Annotated in this window: 25 protein-coding genes, 1 tRNA gene and 1 pseudogene; 14 read left to right on the forward strand and 13 right to left on the reverse strand. The window is 73.3% G+C overall.

Annotated features, from left to right (window positions below; translation table 11 throughout):
• Positions 1-119: 119 nt before the first annotated feature.
• The 3 genes from ACIRQF_RS06350 to ACIRQF_RS06360 all read right to left on the reverse strand — a co-directional run bounded on the left by ACIRQF_RS06350 (position 120) and on the right by ACIRQF_RS06360 (position 2,113).
• A complete protein-coding gene (locus ACIRQF_RS06350) occupies positions 120-938 on the reverse strand; it encodes an SAM-dependent methyltransferase (protein WP_376631322.1) in 819 nt (272 codons plus the stop codon).
• 74 nt (positions 939-1,012) lie between these two features.
• Complete coding sequence (locus tag ACIRQF_RS06355) at positions 1,013-1,249, reverse strand: DUF397 domain-containing protein (protein WP_015037566.1); 237 nt, start codon at positions 1,247-1,249, stop codon at positions 1,013-1,015.
• Complete coding sequence (locus ACIRQF_RS06360; RefSeq protein WP_376631323.1) at positions 1,250-2,113, reverse strand: helix-turn-helix domain-containing protein; 864 nt, start codon at positions 2,111-2,113, stop codon at positions 1,250-1,252.
• Positions 2,114-2,371: 258 nt separating this feature from the next.
• Here ACIRQF_RS06360 and ACIRQF_RS06365 point away from each other — a divergent pair, with 258 nt between their 5' ends.
• Genes ACIRQF_RS06365 through ACIRQF_RS06380 form a run of 4 tightly spaced genes read left to right on the forward strand, consistent with a single transcriptional unit; the run spans position 2,372 to position 4,377 of the window.
• Positions 2,372-2,800 carry an ATP-binding protein gene (locus ACIRQF_RS06365; RefSeq protein ID WP_382485797.1) on the forward strand — a complete coding sequence of 143 codons (429 nt, stop codon included), beginning with the start codon at positions 2,372-2,374 and terminating at the stop codon, positions 2,798-2,800.
• Between the two features lie 5 nt (positions 2,801-2,805).
• Positions 2,806-3,246, forward strand: coding sequence for a hypothetical protein (locus ACIRQF_RS06370; RefSeq protein ID WP_404089296.1), 441 nt, complete (start codon positions 2,806-2,808; stop codon positions 3,244-3,246).
• A gap of 29 nt (positions 3,247-3,275) precedes the next feature.
• Positions 3,276-4,013, forward strand: a complete 738-nt coding sequence (locus tag ACIRQF_RS06375; protein WP_404089298.1) for a class I SAM-dependent DNA methyltransferase — start codon at positions 3,276-3,278, stop codon at positions 4,011-4,013.
• A gap of 7 nt (positions 4,014-4,020) precedes the next feature.
• Positions 4,021-4,377 (forward strand): hypothetical protein, encoded by a 357-nt coding sequence (locus ACIRQF_RS06380; protein ID WP_404089300.1) that lies wholly within the window; start codon positions 4,021-4,023, stop codon positions 4,375-4,377.
• Between the two features lie 75 nt (positions 4,378-4,452).
• On the opposite strand, the gene ACIRQF_RS06385 is transcribed toward ACIRQF_RS06380, so the two are convergent.
• A tRNA-Leu gene (locus tag ACIRQF_RS06385) sits at positions 4,453-4,540 on the reverse strand.
• A gap of 325 nt (positions 4,541-4,865) precedes the next feature.
• Here ACIRQF_RS06385 and ACIRQF_RS06390 point away from each other — a divergent pair.
• On the forward strand, positions 4,866-6,143 hold the full coding sequence (locus ACIRQF_RS06390) for a DUF2254 domain-containing protein (protein WP_382485809.1): 1,278 nt from the start codon (positions 4,866-4,868) through the stop codon (positions 6,141-6,143).
• Between the two features lie 99 nt (positions 6,144-6,242).
• On the opposite strand, the pseudogene ACIRQF_RS06395 reads toward ACIRQF_RS06390, so the two are convergent.
• From ACIRQF_RS06395 to ACIRQF_RS06410, 4 genes and pseudogenes are all read right to left on the reverse strand, one after another.
• Positions 6,243-6,587 (reverse strand): annotated as a pseudogene (locus tag ACIRQF_RS06395) (ROK family protein); the annotation flags it as partial.
• 149 nt (positions 6,588-6,736) lie between these two features.
• Positions 6,737-7,372: a class F sortase gene (locus ACIRQF_RS06400; RefSeq protein ID WP_404089302.1), complete on the reverse strand. Its 636-nt coding sequence runs from the start codon at positions 7,370-7,372 to the stop codon at positions 6,737-6,739.
• 73 nt (positions 7,373-7,445) lie between these two features.
• Positions 7,446-7,985 (reverse strand): hypothetical protein, encoded by a 540-nt coding sequence (locus tag ACIRQF_RS06405; RefSeq protein ID WP_382485807.1) that lies wholly within the window; start codon positions 7,983-7,985, stop codon positions 7,446-7,448.
• Between the two features lie 749 nt (positions 7,986-8,734).
• Positions 8,735-9,679, reverse strand: a complete 945-nt coding sequence (locus tag ACIRQF_RS06410; protein WP_376633267.1) for a beta-ketoacyl-ACP synthase III — start codon at positions 9,677-9,679, stop codon at positions 8,735-8,737.
• Between the two features lie 234 nt (positions 9,680-9,913).
• Here ACIRQF_RS06410 and fdhD point away from each other — a divergent pair, with 234 nt between their 5' ends.
• Positions 9,914-10,759 carry a formate dehydrogenase accessory sulfurtransferase FdhD gene (fdhD, locus tag ACIRQF_RS06415; RefSeq protein WP_404089556.1) on the forward strand — a complete coding sequence of 282 codons (846 nt, stop codon included), beginning with the start codon at positions 9,914-9,916 and terminating at the stop codon, positions 10,757-10,759.
• Between the two features lie 90 nt (positions 10,760-10,849).
• Here fdhD and ACIRQF_RS06420 read toward each other — a convergent pair whose 3' ends face one another.
• From ACIRQF_RS06420 to ACIRQF_RS06430, 3 genes are read right to left on the reverse strand one after another with little or no spacing between them, the layout of a single operon-like run.
• Positions 10,850-11,233: a (2Fe-2S) ferredoxin domain-containing protein gene (locus ACIRQF_RS06420; RefSeq protein WP_376633270.1), complete on the reverse strand. Its 384-nt coding sequence runs from the start codon at positions 11,231-11,233 to the stop codon at positions 10,850-10,852.
• Positions 11,230-11,751 carry an isochorismatase family protein gene (locus tag ACIRQF_RS06425; RefSeq protein WP_389756851.1) on the reverse strand — a complete coding sequence of 174 codons (522 nt, stop codon included), beginning with the start codon at positions 11,749-11,751 and terminating at the stop codon, positions 11,230-11,232. Before ACIRQF_RS06425 ends, ACIRQF_RS06420 begins: the two co-directional genes overlap by 4 nt.
• A gap of 25 nt (positions 11,752-11,776) precedes the next feature.
• Positions 11,777-12,961, reverse strand: a complete 1,185-nt coding sequence (locus ACIRQF_RS06430; RefSeq protein WP_404089306.1) for a bile acid:sodium symporter family protein — start codon at positions 12,959-12,961, stop codon at positions 11,777-11,779.
• Positions 12,962-13,058: 97 nt separating this feature from the next.
• Between ACIRQF_RS06430 and ACIRQF_RS06435 the strand changes: the two genes are divergently transcribed.
• The 7 genes from ACIRQF_RS06435 (at position 13,059) to ACIRQF_RS06465 (ending at position 22,619) form a co-directional block, all read left to right on the forward strand.
• Positions 13,059-13,934, forward strand: coding sequence for a LysR substrate-binding domain-containing protein (locus ACIRQF_RS06435; protein ID WP_382487889.1), 876 nt, complete (start codon positions 13,059-13,061; stop codon positions 13,932-13,934).
• A 449-nt stretch (positions 13,935-14,383) separates the two neighbouring features.
• Positions 14,384-16,207, forward strand: coding sequence for an AMP-dependent synthetase/ligase (locus tag ACIRQF_RS06440; protein WP_404089308.1), 1,824 nt, complete (start codon positions 14,384-14,386; stop codon positions 16,205-16,207).
• Between the two features lie 112 nt (positions 16,208-16,319).
• On the forward strand, positions 16,320-17,585 hold the full coding sequence (locus ACIRQF_RS06445; protein ID WP_404089310.1) for an ABC transporter substrate-binding protein: 1,266 nt from the start codon (positions 16,320-16,322) through the stop codon (positions 17,583-17,585).
• Between the two features lie 13 nt (positions 17,586-17,598).
• Positions 17,599-20,520 carry an ATP-binding cassette domain-containing protein gene (locus tag ACIRQF_RS06450; protein WP_404089312.1) on the forward strand — a complete coding sequence of 974 codons (2,922 nt, stop codon included), beginning with the start codon at positions 17,599-17,601 and terminating at the stop codon, positions 20,518-20,520.
• Positions 20,517-21,278 (forward strand): ABC transporter ATP-binding protein, encoded by a 762-nt coding sequence (locus ACIRQF_RS06455; protein ID WP_404089314.1) that lies wholly within the window; start codon positions 20,517-20,519, stop codon positions 21,276-21,278. The genes ACIRQF_RS06450 and ACIRQF_RS06455 overlap by 4 nt, the downstream gene beginning before the upstream one ends.
• A 93-nt stretch (positions 21,279-21,371) precedes the next feature.
• Positions 21,372-22,166 (forward strand): aldo/keto reductase, encoded by a 795-nt coding sequence (locus ACIRQF_RS06460; RefSeq protein WP_382483299.1) that lies wholly within the window; start codon positions 21,372-21,374, stop codon positions 22,164-22,166.
• A 3-nt stretch (positions 22,167-22,169) separates the two neighbouring features.
• The gene (locus ACIRQF_RS06465; protein ID WP_376633284.1) at positions 22,170-22,619 is read left to right on the forward strand and encodes an RICIN domain-containing protein; all 450 of its coding nucleotides are present in this window, start codon (positions 22,170-22,172) and stop codon (positions 22,617-22,619) included.
• 37 nt (positions 22,620-22,656) lie between these two features.
• Here the strand turns inward: ACIRQF_RS06465 and ACIRQF_RS06470 are convergent, their stop codons facing one another.
• Positions 22,657-23,577, reverse strand: a complete 921-nt coding sequence (locus ACIRQF_RS06470) for a class I SAM-dependent methyltransferase (RefSeq protein WP_404089316.1) — start codon at positions 23,575-23,577, stop codon at positions 22,657-22,659.
• 104 nt (positions 23,578-23,681) lie between these two features.
• Complete coding sequence (locus tag ACIRQF_RS06475; RefSeq protein WP_404089318.1) at positions 23,682-24,614, reverse strand: cupin domain-containing protein; 933 nt, start codon at positions 24,612-24,614, stop codon at positions 23,682-23,684.
• An 81-nt stretch (positions 24,615-24,695) separates the two neighbouring features.
• On the opposite strand from ACIRQF_RS06475, the gene ACIRQF_RS06480 reads away from it, so the two are divergent.
• Positions 24,696-25,556 (forward strand): NmrA family NAD(P)-binding protein, encoded by an 861-nt coding sequence (locus tag ACIRQF_RS06480; RefSeq protein ID WP_382483285.1) that lies wholly within the window; start codon positions 24,696-24,698, stop codon positions 25,554-25,556.
• Positions 25,557-25,630 lie beyond the last annotated feature (74 nt).

Genomic DNA, 25,630 nt, shown 5'->3' on the forward strand with positions numbered 1-25,630 from the left:
GTGGGTGGCCCCCTCCACGTGTGGTGGTGGGGCCCTCGTCTGGTGGTGGGGCCCCCCGTCCGGTGGCGGCGCCCGCGGGGGTGTGGGCGGGGGGGGGCCCCTCTCACGTACAGGGGCGGTCAGCGCTTGCGGCCGACCGCGGCCCAGCCCGGGATCGGGTCGTCGCCCTGGACCTCGACGGGCTCGCCGAGCTCCGGGTGCCACTCCGCGGTGAGGGAGACACCCGGCTCGACCAGGTCGAGGCCGTCGAAGAACGCGGCCAGCTCGTCGCGCGAGCGGGGCCGCAGGGTCAGGCCGCGCGCCCGGTACATGGCGGCCGCCTTCGCGGCGCCCTCGGGGTCGAAGTCCCCGGTGACGTGCGAGAGGACGAGGTAGCTGCCGGGGGCGAGCTTGTCGACGATCTTGCCGACCAGGTCGTAGGCCCCGTCCTCGTCGCCGACGAAGTGCAGCAGCGCGAGCATCGACAGGGCGATGGGCCGGTCGAAATCAAGGACCTTTCCGGCCCTTTCCAGGATCAGCTCGGGGTCGCGGGCGTCCGCCTGGATGTACTCGGTGGCCCCCTCCGGGGTCGAGCGCAGCAGCGCGGCGGCGTGCGCGAGCACGATCGGGTCGTTGTCGCAGTAGACGATCCGGGACTCCGGCGCGGCCTCCTGCGCGATCTGGTGCAGGTTGGGCTCGGTCGGGATCCCGGTGCCGACGTCCAGGTACTGGCGTACGCCGTTGGCGCTCAGCCAGCGGATGGCGCGGTGCATGAAGGCCCGGTTGACGCGGGCCATGTCCCGGCCGCGGGCGTCGACGGTGAGGAGCTGGCGGGCCATCTCCTCGTCCACGGGGTAGTTGTCCTTGCCGCCCAGGAACCAGTCGTACATGCGCGCGGGATGCGGCTTGCTGGTGTCGATACGTATGCCGCTCTGCGGGGAAGCGGGGTCCTGGGTCATCGGCTCTCCTCGACGGGACGAACGGTGTTGCCTACAGCAAGAGTTACGCGATCACAGGGGTGGGACGGAAGGGTTCAGGTGAGCAGGAAATCAGCCTGACCTGATTTCGCTCCCTGGATGAACGCGGCGATCTCGCCGTGGGTGTAGATGAGCGCGGGTCCTTCAGGGTCTGCGGACTGTCGCACGGCGACCCTGCCGTCGGCCAGCTTCATGGCCTCCACGCAGTTGCCCCCGTTCCCGCCGCTCCACGGCTTGTGCCATCCCTCGGCACCGAGCTCAGCGGCGGGCATGCCGTTGTATATGCGATCCATTCACAGCTCCTTGCGGAGATCCCGGAAGATCTCCTTCGTGCGTTGTGCAGTCGCGGCCTGGGCCGCCATGCGGTCCATGACCTCGAGGTGGGAGGCCACCTCGGGGCGCGCGTCGAGATAGACGGCGCCGGTCAGGTACTCGCTGTAGACCATGTCCGGAAGTTCGGGCATGGCGAAGCGGAAGAGGACGAACGGTCCGTAGGTGCCGGGGTGGTGGCCGGACCGGAACTCCGCGATCTGCAGGGTGACGTTCGGCAGCTCCGACGCCTCGAGCAGCCGGTCGAGCTGGGCGCGCATCACCTCGGGCCCGTCACCGACCGGTCGGCGGAGGACCGTCTCGTCCATGATCACCCAGAACTTGGGCGCGTCCTCCCTGGTCAGCAGGGACTGGCGCTCCATGCGGAGGGCTACATGGCGCTCGATCTCCTCGGCATCGCTGCCGCCGACGGCCCCGCTGCGCAGAATGGCACGGGCGTACTCCTCGGTCTGCAGCAGACCGGGAACGAACTGGGGCTCGTAGGCCCGGATGAGGCTCGCCGCCCCTTCCAGGCTGACGTACATGGAGAACCAGCCGGGCAGCACGTCGTGGAAGCGCTGCCACCAGCCGGGGAGGTTGGCCTCCTCCGCGAGGGCGACGAAGCCCTCGGCCTCGGAGTCCGTGATGCCGTACGCCTGCAGCAGGAGCTGGACGTACGGGATCTTGAGCGCGACCTCGGCCGTCTCCATGCGCCGGATCGTGGCCGGGGCCACCCGAAGGATCTTGGCGGCCTCTTCCCTCTTGAGGCCGGCCCGCTCCCGCAGATCCTGCAGACGCCTGCCGAGGACGACCTGTCCCACTGTCGGGGCGGACCGCGGCTCGCTCACTCTGAAGTCCTCCCCCACGCGCTGATTTCGATGAGAGTGTGCCACGAACACCGCCAGAGAGAACACAGCACTCTGCATTTTTCAGAGTGCCACTTGCCAAGTGTCCGACTCGGGAGCAGAGTGTTCCGGTGAACCAGTACGCATGCCGTGCGCTCCTTTGCGCGGAATGCGTACGGAACTCCCTCCTGCCCACAGTTGTGAGGATCGGTCGTGGCTTCTGGTAACGCGCAGCCCTCAGGTCTCATGAGTCCCCGCGTCATGACCCAGCGCACACGACCGCACACCGAGGTCCGCCGCTTCGCCTTCGAGCTGCCCGCGCGCACCGACACGGTGGCCCGCGCCCGGCTGCTCGCCGAGGAACGGCTCATCCTCTGGGGCTGCGACGCCGAGATACGCGACACCGTCGTGCTCGTCGTCTCCGAGCTCGTCACCAACGCCGTCGTGCACACCGCGAGCACCCGCTTCGTGTGCGAGCTGCGCGAGGGCGAGGAGCGGCTGCGGATATCCGTGCGCGACGAGGGCGGCCCCGCCGGCCCGCGCATCCGCGACTGCGGCGAGGAGGAGCGCGGCCGCGGACTCATCCTGGTCGACGCGCTGTGCAGCGCCTGGGGCGCGGACCGCACCGGGCACGGCACGGCGCAGATCGTCTGGGCGGAACTGGCGCACGGCACGGGAGAGCCGTGCTGAGGTCCATGGCGACGCTGCTCGTCCCGCGCGTCCGCAAGAACCCCGAGAACTCCCCCGGAAAGTCCCCCTCCCCCGCGCCCGTCGGCGTGACCCGGCTGTCCGTGCCCGTCGACCTCCCGGCCACCCTGGGCTGCGACGCGGTCGGTGTGCCCGCCCGCTACGGCTTCCGCATCCTGTCCCGGCTGCCCGCCAAGGGCTGCGTCTACGCCGACACCGACTGGTGGTGGTGGCTGGTCCCGGCCGCCTCCGACGACGACCTGACCTGGCCCCTCCCGGGCTGCTACGCCCCCGGCGCGGTGATCCCCGACCGCGGACCGCGACTGATCCACCACCCCGACGGCGACTCCCCTTACACCCCGCCCATTCCCCTCTACCTGCTGATCTGCCAGCTGACCGGCATCGCGCCGGAGTGGGGCGTCCCGCCACAGGTGCGCAGCGCCCTGTGACACGGGGCGGGAGACCGTAGGGTCGGAGCATGTTCTCCCCCGAGGGCCCCACGCTCCGCGAGCTGACCCGTCAGGCACTGTCGTCGGTCGAGCGGGGTTACGACCTGCTCGCGACCAAGTTCGACGCCACGCCCTTCCGCACGCCTGACCGGCTGCTCGCGGCCGTCGCCGACGCCCTGGAACCCCTCGGCCCCTTCGACTCGGGCCTCGACGTCTGCTGCGGCACCGGCGCCGGGCTCCCGGTGCTGCGTTCGGTGTGCGCGGGGCGGGTCGCCGGGGTCGACTTCAGCGGCGGGATGCTGGCCGAGGCCCGCGCCGCCAATCCCGCGGCCACGCTGGTCCGGGCCGACGCCCTGGCCCTGCCCTTCGCGCCGGTCTTCGACCTGGCCGTCAGCTTCGGGGCCTTCGGGCACTTCCTCCCCGCCGAGCAGCGCACCCTCTTCACCCAGGTCCACGCCTCCCTGCGCCCCGGCGGGGTGTTCGCCTTCCCGTTGCCGGCCCCACCCCGCGTGGGCTCCGCCCCGTACTGGACCCTGTGGGGATTCGACGCGGTGATGCGGCTGCGCAACGCGCTGTGGCGTCCGCCGTTCGTCATGTACTACCGGACCTTCCGTCTCGCGGACGTCCACGCGCGCCTCGAAGCGGCAGGCTTCCGTACGGAGCTGCGGCCGCTGCCGTCCCTGGGAGCGCGCGAGGACGGCAGCCCGCGGTGCCGGCTGGTGGTGGCACGCAAGGGTCTGGAGCGGGAGGACGCGCATCGATCATGATGCGTGCATGACGCAGAACCCGACGACGGCCGAACGGCGCCGCACACGGCGCAGGCTCGTGGTGTTCCTCGCGATGACGGCCGCCCTCCTGCTGCCCCTGGCCGCGGGCCTGTGGTTCGCGGCGGAGAGCGCGGTCCGCACCCTGAGCGGGAGCGACTGGCAGGGCAACCATGCCACCAAGCTCGCGCTGCAGCGGGCGGCCCTGCTGCTCGTGGGCCTGCCGTCGGCCGGAGCGGCGTGCGGATGGATCACGGCCTCGCTGCGCGGACGCGACGCCGGGGTGCCCACGGCCACCGGACTACTGGTCGGCACGATCGGCCTGTGGGTCATCGGGATCGCCGACCTCTTCGCCACGTTCGGGTAGGACCCGCCACGTGCCCCCGGGCGGCGCCCCGCACACACGAAAAAGGACCCTGACATCCGTCAGGGTCCTTCTCTCTGGTGTCCGAGGGGGGACTTGAACCCCCACGCCCGATAAAGGGCACTAGCACCTCAAGCTAGCGCGTCTGCCATTCCGCCACCCGGACAAGGTGTCTGCCGACCGCAGTGTTTCCCCGCGGCGACATGGATAACTCTACCAGGGGTTCGAGGTGGCTTTCACCAGCGTTTTCCGTGGTCAGTGGGGGCGCCCGCCCTGCCGTCCTTGATCCACTCCAGGTGGCGCCGACGGGCGTACGGGGTGTGCCCGCCCGGGTACGCGCAGTGGAGACCGCGTACGTCCGGAGGACCGTACCGCCTACGATCCGGTGCGCGCGGGGCGTCGTCGCACCCCAGGGCGCGGCTGCGCCTAGCCTGCGCCGGGTGAGCCATCTTTCTCCCCCGCAGCCGGCACCCTCGTACCGCAGGCCGCGGATGCTGTCGCCGCTGCGGGAGCATCTGCGGGACACCTTCTGGTTCGCCCCGGTCGCGGCCATGGTCGTGGTCTTCGGGGTGTGGTGGGCCTGCGCCGGGCTCGACCAGGAGATCGTCGAGTCCCTGCAGGAGGACGGAGAGTACGAGGCCGTCGCCGACCTCGTCGCGATCGCCCGGGACGCGCAGACCGTCGTGACCACCGTCAGCTCGGCGATGATGACCTTCATCGGTGTCGTCTTCTCCATCTCGCTGGTCGCGGTGCAGATGGCGAGCGGGCAGTTCAGCCCGCGCGTGGTGCGGATCTTCGTCCGCAGCCGGATCACCAAGGCGACCTTGGCGGTCTTCCTCTCCACCTTCCTGCTGTCGCTGCTCGTCCTCACCTCGTACGAGAGCGACACCGACCCGCGGCTCGTCACCAGCGTGCCGCTGCTGCAGTCGATCCTGACGCTGCTGATGGTCGGCCTCAGCCTGCTCCTGTTCGTCGCCTACGTGAACGCGATGCTGCGGCTGATGCGCGTGAGTCATGTGGTGGACCGGATCACGCAGGAGTCCTTCCGGGTGCTCATGAAGACGCCCTGGTACGAGGGCGAGGGCGGCGACCTCGGTCCGGTGACCGGGCACGTGGTGCACCGGGGGCGCGCCGGGGTGCTGCGGGACGTGAACGTCGCGCGTCTGGTGCGGGCCGCCCGGCGGCACGGGCTCGTGCTGCGGCTGCTGCCGCGGATCGGGGACTTCGTCGTGCCGGGGACGCCGATCCTGGCGGTGCACGGCGGGGAGGCGCCGAGGGGGCTCGCGTCCTCGGTGTCGGTGGGGATCGAGCGGACCTTCCACCAGGACCTGGGCTTCGGGCTGCGGCAGCTCGCGGACATCGGGCTGCGGGCCTTGTCCCCTGCCGTGAACGATCCGACGACGGCCGTGCAGTGCCTGGACCGGATCACCCAGTTCCTGGCGGCGCTGGCCCGGCGGCCGCTGGGCGCGGTCGCCTACCGGGACGGGCGCGGCGGTGCCGGTGCGGTGCGGCTCGTGCAGGACGTACCGGGGTGGACGGACCTCGTGGACCTGGGTTTCGCCGAGCTCCGGGCATGCGCGACGGCCAGCCCGCAGGTGTCACGGCGGATGCTGGCCGGGTTCGACGACCTGCTGTCGCTGGTGCCGGAGGAGCGCAGGGCACCGCTGCTGCGACACCGCGCGCTCCTGGTCGAGCTCGTGGAGCGCGCGGTGCCGTCGGCGGCGGACCGGGACTTCGCGCTTGAGGCGGACCGTCAGGGGATCGGCTGACGGCCGCCGTCCGGGCTCGGCGCTTCTCGGGCGAGAGTGGAGGTGGGGGCGGGTGTTGGGGCGGCCGTGGCCCCTGGGCGCGGGGGTCGGCGGGGGGGCGGCCGCGGCGAGGCGGGCGGCGAGCTCGTCCGAGCGGCCGCGGCGGACGGCCTCCTCGGCATCGCGAGCCAGGGCGGCACCGCTGAAGTGGGCTTCCAGACAACCCGTGTGCCGCACGCGCAGGGGCGTCCGCCGGGGTCGACCTGGATGGGGCCGATGTCGTCCGCCGGGGTCGACCTGGATGGGGCCGATGTCGCCGGCGCTGCCCGTCGTACCGCGGCAGATGTTCGCGCCGACGACGATGCCACAGCCGATGCCGGTACCGATCTTGACGCAGAGGAAGTCACCCACGGAGCGGGCGACGCCCGCGTGCTGCTCGCCCATGGCCATGAGGTTCACGTCGTCGCCCCTCCCCTGATGGTCTTCGCGGATGCTCCCCGGGGGGGCTTTCGAGGGAACATAGCAGCGGTGTCCTGGGAAGAAGTTGCGCAGGAATCGACCCCGACTTCTTCCCGGGTCAGGACAAAGCAGGGGCGGGGTACGGGAAAGGCCTCTCAGCGCACCTGGGTCAGGCGGGCCGAGACGACCACGTTGCCCGCGTAGCCGCCGTCCTGGGCGTACGGGCCGCCACAGGTGATGAGCCGGAGCTCCGCGCCGCCGGTGGAGCCGTAGACCCGCTCGGCGGGAAACCCCTCCTTCGGGACGACCTCGACGCCGTACACGGTGAACACCGCCGTGCGCCCGTCGGTCCGCCGGATCTCGACCCGGCCGCCCGGGGCGAGCGCACCGAGGTCGTAGAAGACGGCGCGGCCCTCGGGAGTGTCGACATGGCCGACGACGACGGCCGTTCCCCGCTCCCCCGGACTGACGGCGCCGCCGAACCAGCCGGCGAGATTGCGGTCGTCCGGTGGCGGGGCCTCGATCCAGCCCTCCGCGTCCAGACCCACGCGGACCACCGGCGCGTCGATCCGGAGGCCCGGCACGCGTACCCGGACCGGGGGCGAGGCGGGCAGCGGCGCGACGACCGCGGCAGGGGGCCGGCCGCCCGACGCCGCGGCGGCCAGGGGTTGCGGGGGGCCGCCGACCGGCCACTCCCCCGCACCGCCGCGCACGAGGTGGACGCCCACCAGCAGGACGACGGCGACGATGCCCCAGGCGCCGCGCCGGTTCGGCCCGTTCGACCCCTGCACGTCCGTCCCGCCCTCTCCTCGGTGTGGCGCCCCTTCGCCCCGGTCCTCGTCACACCGGGACGAAGGGGCCGTTTCAGGAACCGGTGCTCTGGCGGCGGCGCATGAGGACCACGGCGGCGCCGAGCGCGCCGACGATCAGCACACCACCGGTGACCATCTCGGTCGTGCCGACCCCGTCGGCCCCGCCACTGCCGAAGCCGGCCTTCACGCCCTTGCGGGCTCCGGTCGAGGCGGTGTCGTGCTGCGCGCCGCCGGCGATGGTGACCTTGGCGGTGCCCCGCTCGCCCTTGCAGTCGAAGGTGATCTCGTACTGGGTACCGACCTTGGCCTCGAAGTCGACGGTGGCGGTGCCCTGGTGGCCCTCGTTCAGGGTGACGGTCTCGAAGATCCCCGACGTGACGGTGACCGTGGGGACCTCGCATCCGTCGGACGTGAGCGTGACGGTGCCGCCGGGGGCGACGGTCTCCGGCGTGACCGAGAAGCCGAACGACGTGATGTCGTGCCCCGTGCCCTCCTTCGGGAATCCGTCGTCCTCCGCGGAGGCCGGAGGCGCCACGATCACGAGCGGGGCGACGGCGAGCAGGGCTGCGGCGGCGGCACGTATCGCGCGCATGGTGGTCCTCCCGATGACGCGAGGGCGGATTGCGGAAGGGTTCCGCAGAGGGGCCGGAAGAAGACCCTCGCCGCGATCGAAGCTAGGCGCGCGGGGGGTGCCCCGCCACCGGGCTCCGCCGAACGGGGCACTCGGGGCACTCGGGGTACGGCGGGAAGGGGGTGGCCGCCCGCCTCCGCCTCCACTTCGGGTGGGTGCTCGTCCCGCTGGGCTGGGGGTTCCCGGGTCGAGGTCCCGGGAGGGCAGGCACACGGGACGTCAGGCCTTGCCCGCCCGGGGCCCCGCACGTACGCCGGCCCTAGGGGCGCTCGCGCCCGGACTCGCCCACCCGGCGGGAGCCCGCGCGTCCACCCTAGGGGCGTTGCCCGAGACCCGTGGGCCTGCGGGGTCCGGTGCCTCCGCGGGGGTGGGGGTGTCCGGACTGCGAGCTTCCCTTCGCTTCGCTCGGGAAGGTCGCCGCCACGTCCGGACACCCCCACCCCCGCTCCGGCACCGGACCCCTTCCCGCCGTCGTCGGCCGTCCGGCCTCGGGCCCTTCCCGCCATCTTCGGCCGTCCGGCCCCGGACTCCTTCCCGTCATCGTTGGCCGCCCTGCTCCGGGACCTTCCGCGCCGTCGGCGGCCGTGCTGCTCCGGGCCCCTTCCCGCCGTCGTCGGCCGTCCCGCTCCGGGGCCCTTGCCCGGTGTCGTCGGCCGTCACGGGCGGAGGAGGTACGCCGCTCGCCCTCCTCGGGCGGGCGGGGCAGTGGGTCAGGGCACGCGGACGACCTGGCCCGCGTAGGAGAGGTTGCCGCCGAAGCCGAAGAGCAGGACCGGTGCGCCGGAGGGGAGTTCACCGCGTTCGACGAGCTTGGCCAGGGCGAGCGGGACGGACGCGGCGGACGTGTTGCCCGAGTCGACGACGTCGCGGGCGACGACCGCGTTGACCGCACCGATCTTCGCGGCGAGCGGCTCGACGATCCGCAGGTTGGCCTGATGGAGGACGACGCCGGCCAGCTCCTCGGGAGTGACCCCGGAGCGCTCGCACACCTGGCGGGCCAGCGACGGCAGCTGCTGGGTGGCCCAGCGGTAGACGGTCTGCCCCTCCTGGGCGAAGCGCGGCGGGGTGCCCTCGATGCGGACGGCGTGGCCCATCTCGGGAACGGAGCCCCACAGCACGGGACCGATCGCACCGGTGTCGGTGTCGGTCGCCTCGACGACGGCCGCGCCGGCGCCGTCACCGACGAGCACGCAGGTGGTGCGGTCGGTCCAGTCCGTGACCTCGGTCATCTTGTCGGCGCCGATGACCAGGGCGCGGCGGGCGGCCCCGGCCCGTACGGCGTGGTCGGCGGTGGCGAGCGCGTGGGTGAAGCCGGCGCACACCACGTTGAGGTCCATGGTGGCGGGCGAACCCATGCCGAGGCGGGCGGCGACGCGCGCCGCCGTGTTGGGCGAGCGGTCGATCGCCGTGGAGGTGGCGACGAGCACCAGGTCGATGTCGCCCGGGCCGAGGCCGGCCGCGGCGAGGGCCTTGCCGGCGGCGTGCGCGGCGAGCTCGTCGACCGGCTCCTCGGGGCCGGCGACGTGCCGGGTGCGGATGCCGACCCGGCTCGTGATCCACTCGTCGCTGGTCTCGACGAGCGCGGCCAGGTCGTCGTTGGTGAGCACCTTGGCGGGCTGGTAGTGCCCGAGCGCGGCGATTCGAGTGCCCGTCATGCCCGGGACCCCCTAGGTCTGTGGATCGGCAGTTCGGTCGTGCGGTGGTGGTGCGGTTGGTGCATGTGGTGCGTTCCTGCGGCAGGACCACCCAGTCTTGCCAGCGACTGATGGGTAACAGGTGACGTAAACCACCAAGATTCACCCGAAGTGCCTGTCCGACCATGACAAGGGGAGAATGGCCCGGTCAGGCCCTACACGGCTTCCCGCATGGACAGAAACGAGTACAGCCTCATGGGACGGGTCACCGAGCGACGGCGCGTGCTGCGCATCCGGGGCGGTGCGGTGAACGAGCGGCCGGACACCCTCGTGGCGGAGGAGCCGCTGGAGATCCGGCTTAACGGACGGCCGATCGCGATCACCATGCGCACCCCGGGCGACGACTTCGCGCTCGCGGCCGGGTTCCTGGTCAGCGAGGGGGTGCTCGCCGACGCGTCGGACGTGCGGAACATCGTGTACTGCGCAGGCGCCAAGGACGACGGCTCCAACACGTACAACGTGGTGGACGTCCAGCTGGCTCCCGGCGTCGTCGTCCCCGACATCTCCCTGGAGCGCAACGTCTACACGACCTCGTCGTGCGGTCTGTGCGGCAAGGCGAGCCTGGACGCGGTGCGCACCACGGCGCGCTTCCCGATCGCCGACACTCCCCCGGTCCGGCTGACGCCGGCGCTGCTCGCGATGCTGCCCGACCGGTTGCGGGCGGCGCAGCGGGTCTTCGACCGCACCGGCGGACTGCACGCGGCCGCCCTGTTCTCGGAGGACGGCGAGCTGCTGGACGTACGCGAGGACGTGGGCCGGCACAACGCCGTGGACAAGCTGGTGGGCCGGGCGCTGCGCGAGGGGCTGCTGCCGCTGCAGCGGGCGGTACTGCTCGTGTCGGGGCGGGCCTCGTTCGAGCTGGCGCAGAAGGCGGTGATGGCGGGCCTTCCGGTGCTCGCAGCGGTGTCTGCCCCGTCGTCGCTGGCGGTGGACCTGGCGGCGGAGTCGGGGCTGACCCTCGTCGGCTTCCTGCGCGGACGCGACATGAACGTGTACGCCGGCGAGCACCGGATAGCCCTGGAGTCGACGGGGGCGTCCTAGCCGACGGGCCGGACCCGGGCCGTGCTCGGGCCCGAGTCCGGCCCGGAGCACGGATCGGCCCGAGGGCCGGGGCTCCGATCGGCCTCCGGGTCAGTTCTTGGGCGGGTCGATCATCTGGAGTTCGAGCGTCGCCGGGGGCGCGGTGATGCCGGGGCCGCCGGCCTCGGTCCAGGCGAGGACCTCGTCGAGGCAGTCCTCGTCGGCGCTCCAGCCGATCCAGGCGGCCCGACCGCCCCGGCGCCGTCCTTCGGTAGACGGCTGGACCACGAGCACGTTGGCCTGGGCGCAGGGGCCGAGACAGTCGCTGGTACGGACGACCAGCCGGCCCCCGGAGGCCGCTGCGGCCGCCCGGAGCCGGGCCAGCTGCCCGTCGTGGTCCATGCCGGGGTTCTTGCGGGCGTCGCCGCAGCAGCAGCCGCGACAGACGACGAGGGAACAGGGGCGGGCCCCGTACCGTATCGGCACCCGTGTCACGCGGCGCCGTCCAGGGTGATCGCGTCGACGGCGGCGACCGTGCCGAGGCGCGGGAAGTCCAGCTGGACGGAGGCGCGGTGCTCGTCGGCGGTGAGGGCGGTCATGGCGTCCTCGGCGAAGACGAGGTCGTAGCCGAGGTCGCCGGCGGCACGGGCGGTGGACTCGACGCCGAGGTTGGTGGCGATGCCGCCGAGGACGAGGGTGGTGACGCCGTGCTTCTGCAGGAGTTCGTGGAGGCCGGTGCCCTGGAATCCGCCGATGGTGCGCTTGACGACGACGTCGTCGCCGTCGTGGACGAGCGCGGCGACGAGCTCGCTGCCGGGCGGCTGGGTGTCGATGCCCGGGCGTTCCACCCGGATGTGGACGACGGGCGCGCCGGCGGCCCGGAAGGCGGCGGCCAGGCGGCCGGCCGCGGCGAGGGCTTCGGTGCCGGGGCGGGGGGCGAGGGGCAGCGCGACGATGCGCTCCATCAGGTCGACGAGGACGAGTGCGGTGCGGCCGGGATCGAGTGCGGGCATGGGAGCACCGTATCGGCCCCGATGATCACCGCGGTGCGACCGGGGATGTGATCCCGCCAACGGGCTCGGCGTCGGATGCTTGGTCGGATCCTTGGTCGGATCCCCGGCCGGGGCGCGGGTCGTCCCCGGAGACTCCCCCGCGGACGGACCCCGGGCCGGACGGTTGCCCGGCCGCCTCGCCCCCGGGGTCGGCCGCCTCGCCCTCGGGGTCGGCCGCCTCCGGGTCGCCGGCCCGGCGGCGGGCGATGACCGCGCAGACCATGAGCTGCATCTGGTGGAAGAGCATCAGGGGCAGCACGGCCAGCGAGGCGTGCGCGCCGAAGAGGACGGTCGCCATCGGCAGGCCTGCCGCCAGGCTCTTCTTCGAGCCGGCGAACTGGATCGCGATCCGGTCCCCCCGGCCGAATCCGAGCCGCTTCGCCCCGTACCAGGTAAGCGCCAGCATCGCCGCGAGCAGCACCGCCTCCACGGCGAGCAGCAGTCCGAGCCGGCCCGGGGTGACCAGGTGCCAGACGCCCCGGTTCACGCCCTCGCTGAAGGCCGTGTAGACGACGAGCAGGATCGAGCCCCGGTCGACGTACCCCAGCACCTTCTTGTGCCGGACGAGGAAGCCGCCGACCCACGGGCGCAGCAGCTGCCCCGCCAGGAACGGCACCAGCAGCTGGAGCACGATCTTGACCACCGAGTCCGCGGAGAAGCCGCCCGCACCGCTCCCGAGCAGGAGGGCGGCGAGCAGCGGGGTGATCACGATGCCGGCGAGCGAGGAGAAGGAGCCGGCGCAGATCGCGGCGGGCACGTTGCCGCGGGCGATCGACGTGAAGGCGATCGAGGACTGGATCGTGGACGGCACGAGGCAGAGGAAGAGGAGGCCCCCGTAGAGGTCGGGGGTGAGGACCGTCGGTACGAGTCCCCTCGCGGTGAGGCCCAGCAGCGGGAAGACCAGGAACGTGCAGGCGAGCACGGTGCCGTGGAGCCGCCAGTGCTTCAGGCCGTCCACCGCCTCGCGGGTGGAGAGCCGGGCCCCGTAGAGGAAGAACAGCAGCGCCACGGCCCCGGTCGAGGCACCGCTCGCGACCGTCGCCGCCGCCCCGGACGCGGGCAGCAGCGCGGCGAGGCCGACCGTGCCGAGCAGCGCCAGGATGTACGGGTCGATCGGCAGCCAGGACGGCAGGAAGGGCCTGCGGGCCCCACGGGGCGTACGGGAACTCATGCGTCCATCCTGGTCGACGGCACCGCGATCGGGAATCCCGCACAGCGCACTGACTGTCATCACGAATCGCGATAGCGTCGCGCCTGTGAGCGCCAGCGTGTACGAGCCGACGCAGTTGCGGACCTTCCTCGCGGTCGCGCAGACCCTGAGCTTCACGCAGGCCGCCCGGCGGCTCGGTCTGCGCCAGTCGACGGTCAGCCAGCACGTGCGGCGGCTGGAGGAGGCCATCGGCAGGCCGCTCTTCGTCCGCGACACGCACGGCGTGGAGCTGACCGAGGACGGCGAGGCGATGCTCGGTTTCGCCCGGACGATCCTGGAGGCGCACGAGCGGGCGGCGGCCTTCTTCACCGGGACCCGCCTGCGCGGCCGGCTGCGCTTCGGCGCGTCGGAGGACTTCGTGACGACCCGGCTGCCCGAGATCCTGGAGGCCTTCCGGCGCGAGCACCCGGAGGTCGACCTGGAGCTCACGGTCGAGCTGTCCGGCACGCTCCAGGCCCGGCTGGAGGCAGGCAGGCTCGATCTGATCCTCGCCAAGCGGCGCGGCGGCGAGGACGGGGACGCCGGCGGCGAGCTGGTGTGGCAGGACGTGCTGGTGTGGATCGGTTCGCCGCGGCTGCGGCTGGATCCGGACCGTCCGGTGCCGCTGATCGTCTTCCCGCCGCCGGGCATCACGCGGGCCCGCGCGCTGGAGGCACTGCAGGCGCAGGGACGCCCGTGGCGGATCGCGTGTACGAGTTCGAGCCTGAGCGCGAACGTGGCGGCGGCCCGGGCCGGTCTCGGCGTCATGGCGCACACGCGCGGCCTGCTGCCGCCCGGCCTCGTCGAGCTGTCGGCCAGGGCGGGGCTCCCGGAGCTGGGCGCGGTCGACTTCGTCCTGCGCAAGGGGCGCCGGCGCGGGTCGACCCAGGACGCGGCGGACGCTCTGGCGGCGGCGATCCTGGCAGGCGGCGACCGCCTCCACCGTCCACGCTGAGCGAAGGGCGGCGGACCTCCGCGAACCCGTCCCCGCGCCCCGCCGCCCACCGACCGGCGAACCTCCACAAACCGACCGGCGCCCACCCACGAACCGACCGGCGCCCACCCACCGGAAACCCCCGAGATCCGGCCACCGGGCCCCCTCCCCACCCACCGGCAACCGCCTCGGACCGCTCGCCCACATCCTCGTGAGCCCTCGATCGGGGCTCCCTACGGGGGGCCGCGGTGATCGCTCCGTACAGATTCCGTGGAGATTCCGGCCACCAGGGATTACCGGCGGTTAGGCAACGGCACCCACGAAGCGCTCACTTGTCCGGTTTCCCTCCCCTGACCTGTGGATACGTGCAAGGTCGCAGCTTGGTGAAGGCCCTCCCCCCGCATCCCGGCGTGGGGTAGGTTCACCGCGCCGTACGGATTGCGACATCGAGCGGGCGAGGGAGCAGGTCAGTGCGCGAGTTCACCGTGCCGCCCGTCGAGGCGGCGCCTCAGGTCGGCGGTCTGGCGGACGCCGTGTTCGACCACGCCGAGCGGGATCCGGACCGGGTCGCGCTGGGCCGCAAGGACGCCGACGGGCAGTGGCGGGAAGTGACCGCCGCACAGTTCCGGGACGAGGTCCTGGCGCTCGCGAAGGGTCTGATCTCGGAGGGCGTGCGGTTCGGCGACCGGGTCGCGATCATGGCGCGAACCCGTTACGAGTGGACGCTCTTCGACTTCGCGCTGTGGGCGCTGGGCGCGCAGCCCGTGCCGATCTACCCGACGTCCTCCGCCGAGCAGGTCCTGTGGATGCTGCACGACGCCGAGGTGACCGCCTGCGTGGTGGAACACGAGGACCATGCGATGACGATCGGCTCGGTGATCGACCGGCTGCCGCGGCTGCAGCGCCTGTGGCAGCTCGACGCGGACGCGGTCGGCGAGCTGACCGCGGCGGGCGCGGACATCGACGAGGAGGTCGTGCAGCGGCACCGCAAGGCCGTGACGCCCGAGTCGGTGGCGACGGTGATCTACACCTCGGGCACCACGGGCCGCCCCAAGGGCTGCGTGATCACCCACGCGAACTTCATGTTCGAGGCGGACATGATGGTCGGGCGCTGGGAGCCGGTCTTCCACTCCCGGCCGGGCGACGAGGCCTCGACGCTGCTGTTCCTGCCGCTCGCGCACGTCTTCGGGCGGATGGTGGAGGTGGCGGCGATCCGGGGCGCGGTGAAGCTGGGCCACCAGCCCGTGCTCGCCGCGTCCGAGCTGCTGCCGGATCTGCAGGCCTTCCGGCCGAGCTTCGTGCTGGCGGTGCCGTACATCTTCGAGAAGGTCTTCAGCGCCGCCCGGCGGCGGGCCGAGTCGGAAGGGAAGCGGGGGCCGTTCGACAAGGCCGTGGACGTGGCGGTCCGGTACGCGGAGGCGCTGGAGCACAAGGCCTTCGGCATCGGGCCGGGGCCGTCGGCGGGGCTTCGGATGCAGCACCAGTTCTTCGAGAAGACGGTGTACGGGAAGGTCCGCGAGGCGCTCGGCGGCCGGGTGCGGCACGCGATGTCGGGCGGTTCGGGCATGGACCGGCGGCTCGGGCTCTTCTTCGAGGGCGCGGGCGTGACGATCTTCGAGGGGTACGGCCTGACGGAGTCCTCCGCGGCGGCGACGGCGAACCCGCCGGAGCGCACCAAGTACGGCACGGTGGGCCAGCCGGTGCCGGGGACCACGGTACACATCGCGGAGGACGGGGAGGTGTGGCTGCACGGCGGCCACATCTTCTCCGGCTACCTCAACAACCCCCAGGCGACGGGCGCCGTCCTGAACGACGGGTGGCTGGCGACCGGGGACCTGGGTGCGCTCGACGAGGAGGGCTATCTGACGATCACCGGGCGCAAGAAGGAGATCCTCGTGACGTCCGGCGGCAAGAGCGTGTCGCCGGCGGGTCTGGAGGAGCAGGTCCGGGCCCACCCGCTGGTGGCCCAGTGCATCGTGGTCGGCAACGACCGCCCTTACGTGGCGGCGCTGGTGACGCTCGACCAGGAGGCCGTGGACCACTGGCTGTCGATGCAGAACCGGCCGCCGCTGCCCGCGTCCGAGCTGGTGCACGACCCGGTCCTGGAGACCGAGATCCGGCGGGCCGTCGTGGCGGCCAACGTACGGGTCTCGCAGGCGGAGTCGATCCGCACCTTCCGGATCCTGGCGCATCCGTTCAGCGAGGAGCACGGGCTGCTGACCCCGTCGCTGAAGCTGAAGCGGAAGGCGATCGAGCAGGCGTACGCGTCCGAGGTCGACGCGCTGTACCGCTGATCCATCACCTCAGCCAGCTATCTGACGCATCATCAATTGACGCTGTATCAGTTATTGACGGTTCATCAGCCCGCTCACAGAATGCGGTCACCCGACGGAGGGATGACCGACCGTGTCCAGAACGCTCCGCACCCTCGCCGCCGCGGCGGCGGCCCTGTTCCTCGCCACCGCCTGCAACTCCGCCTCCACAGGTGGCACTTCGGCCAAGCCGGGCGCCGCCGACGGCACCGTACGCGGAGTGACCGCCGACTCCCTCAAGGTCGGCGGCATCGTCTCCATGACGAGCGCCAGCGGCTACTCGAAGAAGGACACCGACCTCGGCGCCAAGGCACGCTACGACCGCGCCAACGCCGAAGGCGGAGTCAACGGGCGCCGCATCGAGTACCTCGGCGCCGAGGACGACGGTCAGGACCCGGCGCGCAATCTCGCCGCGGCCCGCAAGCTCGTCCAGCAGGACCAGGTGTTCGCCGTCGCGCCCATGAGCTCGGTGACCTTCGCGGGCGCCGACTTCCTCGACTCGCAGGCGGTACCCACGGTCGGCTGGGGCACGCTCCCCTCCTTCTGCGGGCCGAAGCACCTCTACGGCTTCAACGGCTGCCTCGTCCCCACCCCCGGCGGCACGCTCAACCAGACCTGGCCCGAGGGCCTCGCCACGATCCTCGGCGGCGCCGAGGGCCGCTCGGTGGCGCTGATCGCGGGCGACAACGACGCCGGCAAGTTCGGCATCCGCACCTTCACCCAGGGGTTCAAGGCCGCCGGCTTCGAACTCGCCTACGCCAAGGCCGCCGTACCCGCCGGCTCGCTGCCGAACGACTGGTCCGCCTACACCAAGGAGATCCTGCGCTCCGGCCCCGGCGGCAAGGCCCCCGACGCCGTCGTGTCCGTCATGCAGACCCCGTACAACATCGGGCTGTTCACGGCCCTCAAGCGGGCCGGCTACACCGGCGTGCTCTCCGACCCCACCGACTACGACCCCGGGCTGCTCGCCAAGGACGCCACCCGGCAGGCCCTCGACGGGGTGGTCGTGCTGCTCCAGTTCCAGCCCTTCGAGGCCGACAGCCCGGCGATGCGGCAGTTCAAGGCGGACATCAGGAAGACGGCGGGCAAGGAGGTCCCGCTGAGCATGCACATGCTGACCGGCTACATGAGCGCCGATCTCTTCCTCTCCCTCGCCGCCAAGGCCGGCAAGGACCTCACCGTCGACTCCTTCCAGAAGGCGGCGAACGGCTTCTCCGACACCGGCACCCTCGTCGGCGACCGGTCCGAGCCCAAGGGACAGAAGGAGAGCTTCGGCTGTGGCGCCCTCGTCCGGCTCACCGGAGGGCGCTACGAGGTCGCCGTGCCGTTCCGCTGCTACCCGCCGATCCCCTTCCGGTAGGGGGCGCGGACCCGTGGGCGACCTGCTGGCCTTCGTGCTGAGCGGTCTGGTCTCGGGCGCGCTGTACGCGCTGCTCGCCACCGGACTCGTACTGTCCTCCGCCGCCTCCGGACTGTTCAACTTCGCGCACGGCGCGACCGCCTACCTGTGCGCGCTCGCCTTCCACGAGCTCCACTCCGGCTTCCGCTGGCCCGCCGTCCCCACCGCCCTGCTGCTCGTCCTGGTCGTCGCGCCGGGGCTCGGCTGGGGGCTCGACCGGCTGATGTTCCGCAAACTGGCCACGGTCGGCGAGACGGCACAGATCACGGCGACCATCGGCCTGCTGGTGGCGCTGCCCGCCGCCGGCCTGTGGGCGGTGGAACTCCTGGAGCGGGCCGGGGCGCCGGTCGTGCCCGCCGAGAACCAGTTCGGCCTGCCGGGGGTCGGCCCGAGCCCGGCCGTCTCCTGGCAGCCGTTCGAGGCGTTCGGCATCGACGGCGTCGGCGTCGACTCCGACCAGCTGATCACCTGGCTGGTGACGGCGGCGGTCGCGGCCGGGCTGTGGGTGCTGCTCCGCCACACCCGGCTCGGACTGCGGCTGCGTGCCGCCGTCGACAACCGCTCGCTCGCCGAACTGCGCGGCGTGGACGCCGACCGGCTCTCCTCCGTCGCGTGGATGCTGTCCTCGGCACTCGCCGGACTCGCCGGCGTCCTCGCCACCCCGCTTCTCGGCCTCTCGGCCCACGACTACACGCTGTTCCTCTTCGTCTCGGCGACGGCCGCGGTCCTCGGCCGCTTCACCTCCGTGCCGCTGGCGTTCGCGGGCGGACTCGGGCTGGGGGTCGTCCAGAACCTCGTCGCCGGCTACGCGAGCTTCGCGGAGGGCGTCACCGGCTTCCGCACGGCCGTGCCCTTCCTCATCCTCTTCGCCGGGCTCGTGATGCTGGCCCGGCGGGAGCGGGTCGCGGGCACCGCGGCCGTGGATCCCCCGCCGGACGACCGGTCCGCCGGGCTGGGCCCGGCGCGCCGCTGGGGCCCGTGGGCGGTGGCGGCGGTGCTGCTCGCCGGCGCCTTCTACACGGTGACGACACCGTTCTGGAGCGGCATCCTCGCGCAGGGGCTGGCGATCGGCCTGGTCTTCCTCTCCTTCTCGGTGGTCACCGGCCTCGGCGCGATGGTCTCCCTCGCCCAGGCCACCTTCGTGACGGGTGCGGCGCTCGTCGCCGGGCTCCTGATGAGCCACGGCTGGCCCTTCCTCGCGGCGGCGCTCGCCGGCACGGCCGTGGCGGCACTGCTCGGCGCGGTGGTGGCGCTGCCCGCGTTGCGGCTCGGCGGCCGTTCGCTCGCTCTGGCGACCCTCGCGCTCGCCTTCCTCGCCGACCAGGTCCTCTTCCAGTTCGGGTGGCTGCGCAACGGGGACACCGGCTGGGAGATCCCCCGCCCCGTCCTCGGGCCGCTCGACCTCTCCGACGACCGGGCGATGGGCGTCGCCCTCGTGGTGCTGTGCGCGGCGGGCGTGGCGGCGCTGAGCCGGCTGCGGGGCTCGCGCCACGGACGCGCGATGCTGGCGGTCCGCTCGGCGCCGGCCGCGGCGGCGGCCTCGGGCGTCTCGGTGGTGCGCACGAAGCTCCTGATCTTCACGGTCTCGGCGGGCGTCGCGGGCTTCGGCGGCGTCCTGTACGCCTCCTACAACACGCGCGTGACGGCGACGGACTTCCCGGCGATGGCGGGCCTGGTGTGGCTGGCGGTCGTGGTCGCGGCGGGCGTACGCCGCCCGCAGTACGCGGTCGTCGCGGGGCTCGTCTTCGCGGTCGCGCCCCACCTCCTCGCCATGTACGTCACCGACTCCGCGCACCTCCCGGTCGTGCTCTTCGGCCTCGCGGGCCTGGCCCTGGCCAACGACCCGGACGGCTACGCGGCCGCGGCCCCGGCCCGCTGGGCCGCCCGCCGGGGCAGGCGCGCGGGAGGGGACGGCGGGGCCGGGGCCGGGGCCGGGGCTGGAGGGACCGGTGCGGGCGGGGCCGGTGCGGGAGGGCCCGGTGCGGGCGGGGGCGGTGCGGGCGGGGACGTCACACGCGTCCCCGCCTCCCGTGCGGAGCCCGCCCGCGCCACGAGCCGCCCCGGCCCGAGCGCACGACCTGGCCCCGACGCTGACACTGCCCCTGCCCCTGGCCCCGGCCCCGGCCCCGGCCCCGGCCCCGGCCCTGGCCCTGGCCCTGGCCGTACGGAAGCGGCGTCGGCGTCCCCCGTGGGTCCCGCCGCCCTGGAACTGGACGGGGTGCGGACCGGGTACGGGGCAGGGGCGGATGTGCTCCACGGTGTGGAGCTCGCCGTGCGGGCCGGGGAGATCGTCGCCGTCCTCGGGGCCAACGGAGCCGGGAAGTCGACCCTGTGCCGGGTCGCCGGGGGGCTCCTGCGGGCCCGCGGCGGGGACGTCCGGGTCGGCGGGGTGGGGGCCCGGGGGGACTCCGCCGTCGGGCGGGCCCGGCGGGGGGTGCGCCTGGCGCCCGAGGGGCGGGGGATCTTCGCCGGACTGTCGATCGAGGAGAATCTGGCGCTTCAGCTGGCCGACGCGGCGGACCGGGAAGCGGTGTACGCCCGCTTCCCCGGGCTCGCCGCTCGGCGCGGAGTCGCCGCCGGGTCGCTGTCCGGGGGCGAGCAGCAACTGCTCGCGCTCGCACCGCTGCTGCAGCGGCCACCCGACGTGCTCATCGCCGACGAACCGTCGCTCGGGCTCGCGCCCCGGGTGGTCGACGAGGTGTTCGCGGTGCTGAGCGAGCTCAGGGCCCGGGGCACGGCGCTGCTGCTGGTCGAGGAGAAGGCGGCCGAGGCGCTGGGGATCGCGGACACCGTGGCGTATCTGGCCGAGGGTCGCGTCGTGTGGTGCGGGCCGCGGGCGGAGGCCGACGCGGAGCGGCTCGCCGACGCCTATCTCGGGACGGGGGTGCGTTCATGACGGCGCTGCTGGAGGCGACGGGGGTCGGGGTGCGCTTCGGCGGGGTCCGTGCGCTGGAGGACGTGGCGGTCCGGGTGTGGAGCGGGGAGGTGTGCGGGCTCATCGGGCCCAACGGGGCGGGGAAGACGACGCTGTTCGACGTGCTGTCCGGGATCCGGCGGCCGGAGCGCGGGCAGGTGCTCCTGGACGGGGTCGACATCACGCGCCGCTCGCCCGTCTGGCGGGCCCGGCACGGGGTGCGGCGGACCTTCCAACGGCAGCAGCTCTTCGGCCAGTTGACCGTCGAGGACAATCTCGTCGTCGCCCAGGAGTGGCGCCGCGGCCCCGTCGCCGCCCGCCGCGCGCGGGCCGCCGAGGTGCTGCGCGTGTGCGGGCTCGACGCGCTCGCGGGGACGTACGCGGGGGTGCTGCCGGTCGGGCAGGCCCGGATGGCGGAGCTGGCGCGGGCGCTCGCAGATCCGCCGCGACTGCTGTTGCTCGACGAGCCGGCGTCCGGGATGTCGGCCGAGGAGCGCGGCCGGCTGGCGGCGGTGGTGCGGCTCCTGGCCGAGGAGGGGTGCGCGGTGCTCCTCGTCGAGCACCATGTCTCCTTCGTGATGGAGCTGTGCGCCCGCGTGGTCGTCCTCGACCTGGGGCGGGTGCTCGCCGAGGGCCCGGCGGAGGCCGTACGGGCGGATCCGCGGGTGCGCGCCGCCTATCTGGGGACGGCGGGGACTTCTTCCGGCTCGAAGGAATGCGATCCGGCCGGTGATCGTTGAGGCTGGACGGAGAGAACCGACGACGTAAAGGAAAGACCCCTCGTGAGCACGGACAGCAAGGTCCCCTTCCTCACCCTCAACAACGGCGTGCGCATGCCGCAGCTCGGCTTCGGCGTCTGGCAGGTCCCGGACGACGAGGCCGAGAGCGCCGTCGCCACGGCCCTGGAGGCGGGTTACCGCTCCATCGACACCGCCGCGATCTACGCGAACGAGACCGGCACCGGCAAGGCGCTCGCCGGCTCGGGGATCCCGCGCGAGGAGCTCTTCGTCACGACGAAGCTGTGGAACAGCGAGCAGGGCTACGACTCCACCCTGCGGGCCTTCGACGCCTCGCTGGCGAAGCTCGGCCTGGACCACGTCGACCTGTACCTGATCCACTGGCCGGTCCCGGCGAAGGACGCGTACGTCGACACCTACCGGGCCTTCGAGAAGATCCTGTCCGAGGGCCGGGCCCGGGCGATCGGCGTGTCCAACTTCCTGCCCGAGCACCTGGAGCGGCTGCTCGGCGAGACCTCGGTCGTCCCCGCGGTCAACCAGATCGAGCTGCACCCGCAGCTCCAGCAGTCGGAGGCCCGTGCGGCGCACGCGAAGCACGGCATCGCCACCGAGGCCTGGTCGCCGCTCGGCCAGGGCCGCGGCCTCCTGGAGGTCCCCGCGCTCGTGGCGATCGCGCAGAAGCACGGCCGCACCCCGGCCCAGGTGGTGCTGCGCTGGCACCTCCAGGTCGGCAACGTGGTCATCCCGAAGTCGGTGACGCCCTCCCGCATCCGGGAGAACATCGACGTCTTCGACTTCGAGCTGGACGCCGAGGACCTCGCGGCCGTCGCCGCGCTCGACGAGGGCCGCCGCCTCGGTCCGAACCCGGGCGAGTTCAACGTCGGCGCCTGACCCGTGCAGGTCGCGGAGGGGGTCTACCGGGTACGGAACGTCGCCAGCGGCCTGCTCCTCGAGGTGTACGAGGGGTCGACGCGGAGCGGTGCCCGGGTGCAGCAGGCGGCCGACCGGGGCACCGCCGGGCAGCACTGGCACATCGCCCCGGTCCCGAACGGCAGCGGCCTGTACCACCTGGTGAACGTGGCCGGCGGGAAGCGGCTCGACGTGGCGAACGCCTCGACGGACAACGGCGCCCGGATCCAGCAGTGGAAGGCCAACAACTTCGGTGCCCAGGAATGGATCATCGAGCAGGACCTCCAGTCGCCGGGCACGGTGGCGCTGGTGAGCTTCGTCAGCGGCCTGCTCATGGAGGTGGCGGACGGCTCGCGCGAGGACGGTGCGGACGTCCGCCAATGGGAGGACACCGACTCCCCGTCGCAGTGGTGGCGGTTGGAGCCGGTGTCCTGAGGCCGCGGTCGCCCGGACCGCGGCCGGCCCCCGAGTCTCAGGCGGGCCTGCGTGCCGTGTGCACGGTGCGGGCGGCCAGCAGGAACAGGTCCGGGCGGCGGTGCAGGGACAGCGGGTCGGCCGGGTCGAGCAGCCGGTCGAGAGCGGCGCGGTCGTCGTCCGCGAGGCACTCGGCCAGGCCGCTCCGCTGGCGCTCGTAGTGGGCGACGATCTGCTCGCGCACGACGTCCGGCAGCGGCGCGGGAAGGTCGGAGAGGAAGCTGCGGGTGCCGCTGGGGGTGAGCCCGGCGTCGGCGAGGAGACCGGCCCAGTCGTCGATCTCCTCCTTGCTGTCGGGCAGTGCGGCCCGCATCTCGCCGAACCAGTCGGCGCTCGCCGCGTCGATCCGCGCCTCCAGGCCCGGGCGGCCGACGCCCGCGTTCCACGGCAGGTGGCGGGCGGGCAGGCCGCCCTCGGCGAGGGCGATGACGCCGCCGGGGTTCAGCACCTCGGCGAAGGACGCGAGGGCGGCGCGCTGGTCGCCGATGTGGTGCAGGGAGTGGCTGGCCCAGATCAGGTCGGCGGTGCCCAGCTCGGCGAACGCGGCGGGGAGTTCGGCCCGGAGGGTGGTGACCCGGCCGCCGAGCCCGCGGGCGTCGGCCCGCTCCTGGGCGAGGGCGAGGAGTTCGGGGCTCGCGTCGACGGCGACGACCTCGGCCCCGGGGAAGGCCTCGGCGAGCAGGGCGGTGACGACGCCGGGGCCGCTGCCGATGTCCAGGACCCGGCGCACGGCGGGGGCGGGGGTGAGGGCGGCGAGCCAGGCGGCGGCCTCGGCGTAGAGGGGGCTCTGGGTCTCCGCCTGCCGCGTGAGCAGGGGGGCCAGCTCGACCCAGTCGAGGTGGGCCCGGTCGTGGTGGGCGTGGTGACCATGCCGGTGGCCGTGGCTGTGCTCACGGCCCTGGTGCTCGATTGTGCTCATGGGGACAGCGTGCGCCCCTCCCTGCCGGAAGGGCGAATGAACTTGCCGAACCGGCAAGTGTCGCACGCCTGCCCGACCGGTCTCGCGCACGCGTGCGGAGAATGTCAGGTCCCCCGGTGCTGCTGCGGGCTGAGCCCGCGCACCCGTTTGAAGGCCGCGCTCAGCGCGAAGGCGCTGCTGTAGCCGACCTGACGGGCGACGGACTCGACGGTGGCGTCGGTCTGCCGCAGCAGGTCGGCGGCGCGCGCGAGGCGCCAGCCGGTGAGGTACGCCATCGGGGGCTCCCCCACCAGGTCGGTGAAGCGCCGGGCCAGCGCGGCCCGCGAGACACCGGCCTTGTCGGCGAGGGTGGCGACCGTCCAGGGGTGGGCCGGGTCGTTCTCCATGAGCCGCAGCGCCCGCCCGACGACGGGGTCGCCCATCGCCCGGTACCAGGCGGGGGCGGCGGCCCCCGGCCGGGAGAACCAGGCGCGGACGGCGGCGATCAGGAGCAGGTCGAGCACCCGGTCGAGGACCACGCTCTGGCCGGGCTCGTCGCGGGAGATCTCCTCCTCCAGGAACGGCATCAGCGGGCAGTTCCACATCTCGGCGGGCAGATGGAGCAGGTCCGGCAGGGCGTCGAGCAGCCGCCGGCTGACCTCGCCGGCCAGCAGGTAGGTGCCGACGAGGACGGTGGTGCCGCCGTCGGGGGCGTTGCCCCAGGTCCGTACGCCGAGGCTCATCGACTCCTCCAGCGGCTCGCCGCTCAGGGTCGAGCAGTGGCCGCCGGGACCGATGACGGCGGTGGGCGGCGCGTCGGAGGTGTGGGCGACGGTGTACGGCTCGGGGCCGCGGGCGATCGCGATGTCGCCGGGCCGCAGCAGGACCGGCGCTCCCGGGCCGTCGGGCACGATCCAGGCCTCGCCGTCGGTGACGCACATCAGGCAGAGCGGGGCCTCGTCCGCGATCCGTACGGACCAGGGCGGGGCCATGACCATGCGCAGGATGAAGGCGCCCTTGGCGCGGGGTCCGTCGAGGAGACCGGCGAGTGCGTCCATGGCGGCCAGCGTAGACGGAGGCGTATGCGGGTGAGCCGGTGGAGCATGGGAAAGCCGGTCCGCGACGACGAGTCTGGGGACATGACGACGAACACGAAGAACACGCGGACGGACAACACGCAGCCGGGCGACGCGCGGACGGTCCTGGTGACCGGTGCGACCGGCAAGACGGGACGCCGGGTGGCCGGCCTCCTGGCGGAGCGCGGGGCACGGGTCCTCGCCGGCTCCCGGGGCGGCTCGACCCGCTTCGACTGGGAGGACCCGGCCACCTGGGGTCCGGCCCTGGCCGGCGCGGACGCCGCCTACGTCAACTACTACCCCGACCTGGCCGCGCCGGGCGCGGTGGAGGCGATGCGGACCTTCGGCGGGCTCGCGGCGGCGCACGGGGTGCGGCGGCTGACGCTGCTCTCCGGCCGGGGCGAGCCGGAGGCGGTGCGGGCGGAGGAGGCGCTGCGCGCCTCCGGCGTCGAACTCAGCGTCGTGCGGGCCGCGTTCTTCGCGCAGAACTTCGACGAGGGGCTGCTCGCGGAAGGTGTCGCGGCCGGGGTGATCGCCTTCCCGGCCGGTGACACGGCGGAGCCGTTCGTCGACCTGGAGGACCTCGCCGAGGTGATCGTGGAGACGCTGGTGCGGGACGGGCACGCGGGCCTGGTGCACGAGGTGACCGGGCCGCGTGCGCTGACCTTCGCCGAGGTGGCGGCGGAGCTGTCACGGGCCTCGGGCCGGCAGGTCGCGTACGTGCCGACGAGTGAGGGCGAATTCGCCGGGATGCTCGCCGGGTTCGGCCTGCCGGAGCCCGAAGCGGCGTGGCTGGCTGCCCTGTTCACGATGCTGCTCGACGGGCACAACACCCCGGTGACGGACGGGGTGAAGCAGGTCCTGGGCCGCGAGCCGCGCGACTTCGCGGCCTACGCGGACCGGGCGTTCGGACCGGCCACGTAGCCGGGGTGGGATGCGGAGCCGGGGTGGGGCGCGGGGTCGGCTGCGGGTGCGGAGCCGGGGTCGGGCGCGGAGCC

The organism is Streptomyces sp. NPDC101191 (assembly GCF_044767915.1).
Taxonomy (GTDB): Bacteria; Actinomycetota; Actinomycetes; order Streptomycetales; family Streptomycetaceae; genus Streptomyces.

Excerpts from the sequence above, each read along its gene's own strand:
- ACIRQF_RS06350 (WP_376631322.1), bottom strand. The coding sequence starts at position 938 with ATGACCCAGGACCCCGCTTCCCCGCAGAGCGGCATACGTATCGACACC.
- ACIRQF_RS06355 (WP_015037566.1), bottom strand. The coding sequence starts at position 1,249 with ATGGATCGCATATACAACGGCATGCCCGCCGCTGAGCTCGGTGCCGAG.
- ACIRQF_RS06365 (WP_382485797.1), top strand. The coding sequence starts at position 2,372 with ATGACCCAGCGCACACGACCGCACACCGAGGTCCGCCGCTTCGCCTTC.
- ACIRQF_RS06370 (WP_404089296.1), top strand. The coding sequence starts at position 2,806 with ATGGCGACGCTGCTCGTCCCGCGCGTCCGCAAGAACCCCGAGAACTCC.
- ACIRQF_RS06375 (WP_404089298.1), top strand. The coding sequence starts at position 3,276 with ATGTTCTCCCCCGAGGGCCCCACGCTCCGCGAGCTGACCCGTCAGGCA.
- ACIRQF_RS06380 (WP_404089300.1), top strand. The coding sequence starts at position 4,021 with ATGACGCAGAACCCGACGACGGCCGAACGGCGCCGCACACGGCGCAGG.
- ACIRQF_RS06390 (WP_382485809.1), top strand. The coding sequence starts at position 4,866 with ATGCTGTCGCCGCTGCGGGAGCATCTGCGGGACACCTTCTGGTTCGCC.
- ACIRQF_RS06405 (WP_382485807.1), bottom strand. The coding sequence starts at position 7,985 with ATGCGCGCGATACGTGCCGCCGCCGCAGCCCTGCTCGCCGTCGCCCCG.
- ACIRQF_RS06410 (WP_376633267.1), bottom strand. The coding sequence starts at position 9,679 with ATGACGGGCACTCGAATCGCCGCGCTCGGGCACTACCAGCCCGCCAAG.
- fdhD (WP_404089556.1), top strand. The coding sequence starts at position 9,914 with ATGGGACGGGTCACCGAGCGACGGCGCGTGCTGCGCATCCGGGGCGGT.
- ACIRQF_RS06425 (WP_389756851.1), bottom strand. The coding sequence starts at position 11,751 with ATGCCCGCACTCGATCCCGGCCGCACCGCACTCGTCCTCGTCGACCTG.
- ACIRQF_RS06430 (WP_404089306.1), bottom strand. The coding sequence starts at position 12,961 with ATGAGTTCCCGTACGCCCCGTGGGGCCCGCAGGCCCTTCCTGCCGTCC.
- ACIRQF_RS06455 (WP_404089314.1), top strand. The coding sequence starts at position 20,517 with ATGACGGCGCTGCTGGAGGCGACGGGGGTCGGGGTGCGCTTCGGCGGG.
- ACIRQF_RS06460 (WP_382483299.1), top strand. The coding sequence starts at position 21,372 with ATGCCGCAGCTCGGCTTCGGCGTCTGGCAGGTCCCGGACGACGAGGCC.
- ACIRQF_RS06470 (WP_404089316.1), bottom strand. The coding sequence starts at position 23,577 with ATGAGCACAATCGAGCACCAGGGCCGTGAGCACAGCCACGGCCACCGG.
- ACIRQF_RS06475 (WP_404089318.1), bottom strand. The coding sequence starts at position 24,614 with ATGGACGCACTCGCCGGTCTCCTCGACGGACCCCGCGCCAAGGGCGCC.
- ACIRQF_RS06480 (WP_382483285.1), top strand. The coding sequence starts at position 24,696 with ATGACGACGAACACGAAGAACACGCGGACGGACAACACGCAGCCGGGC.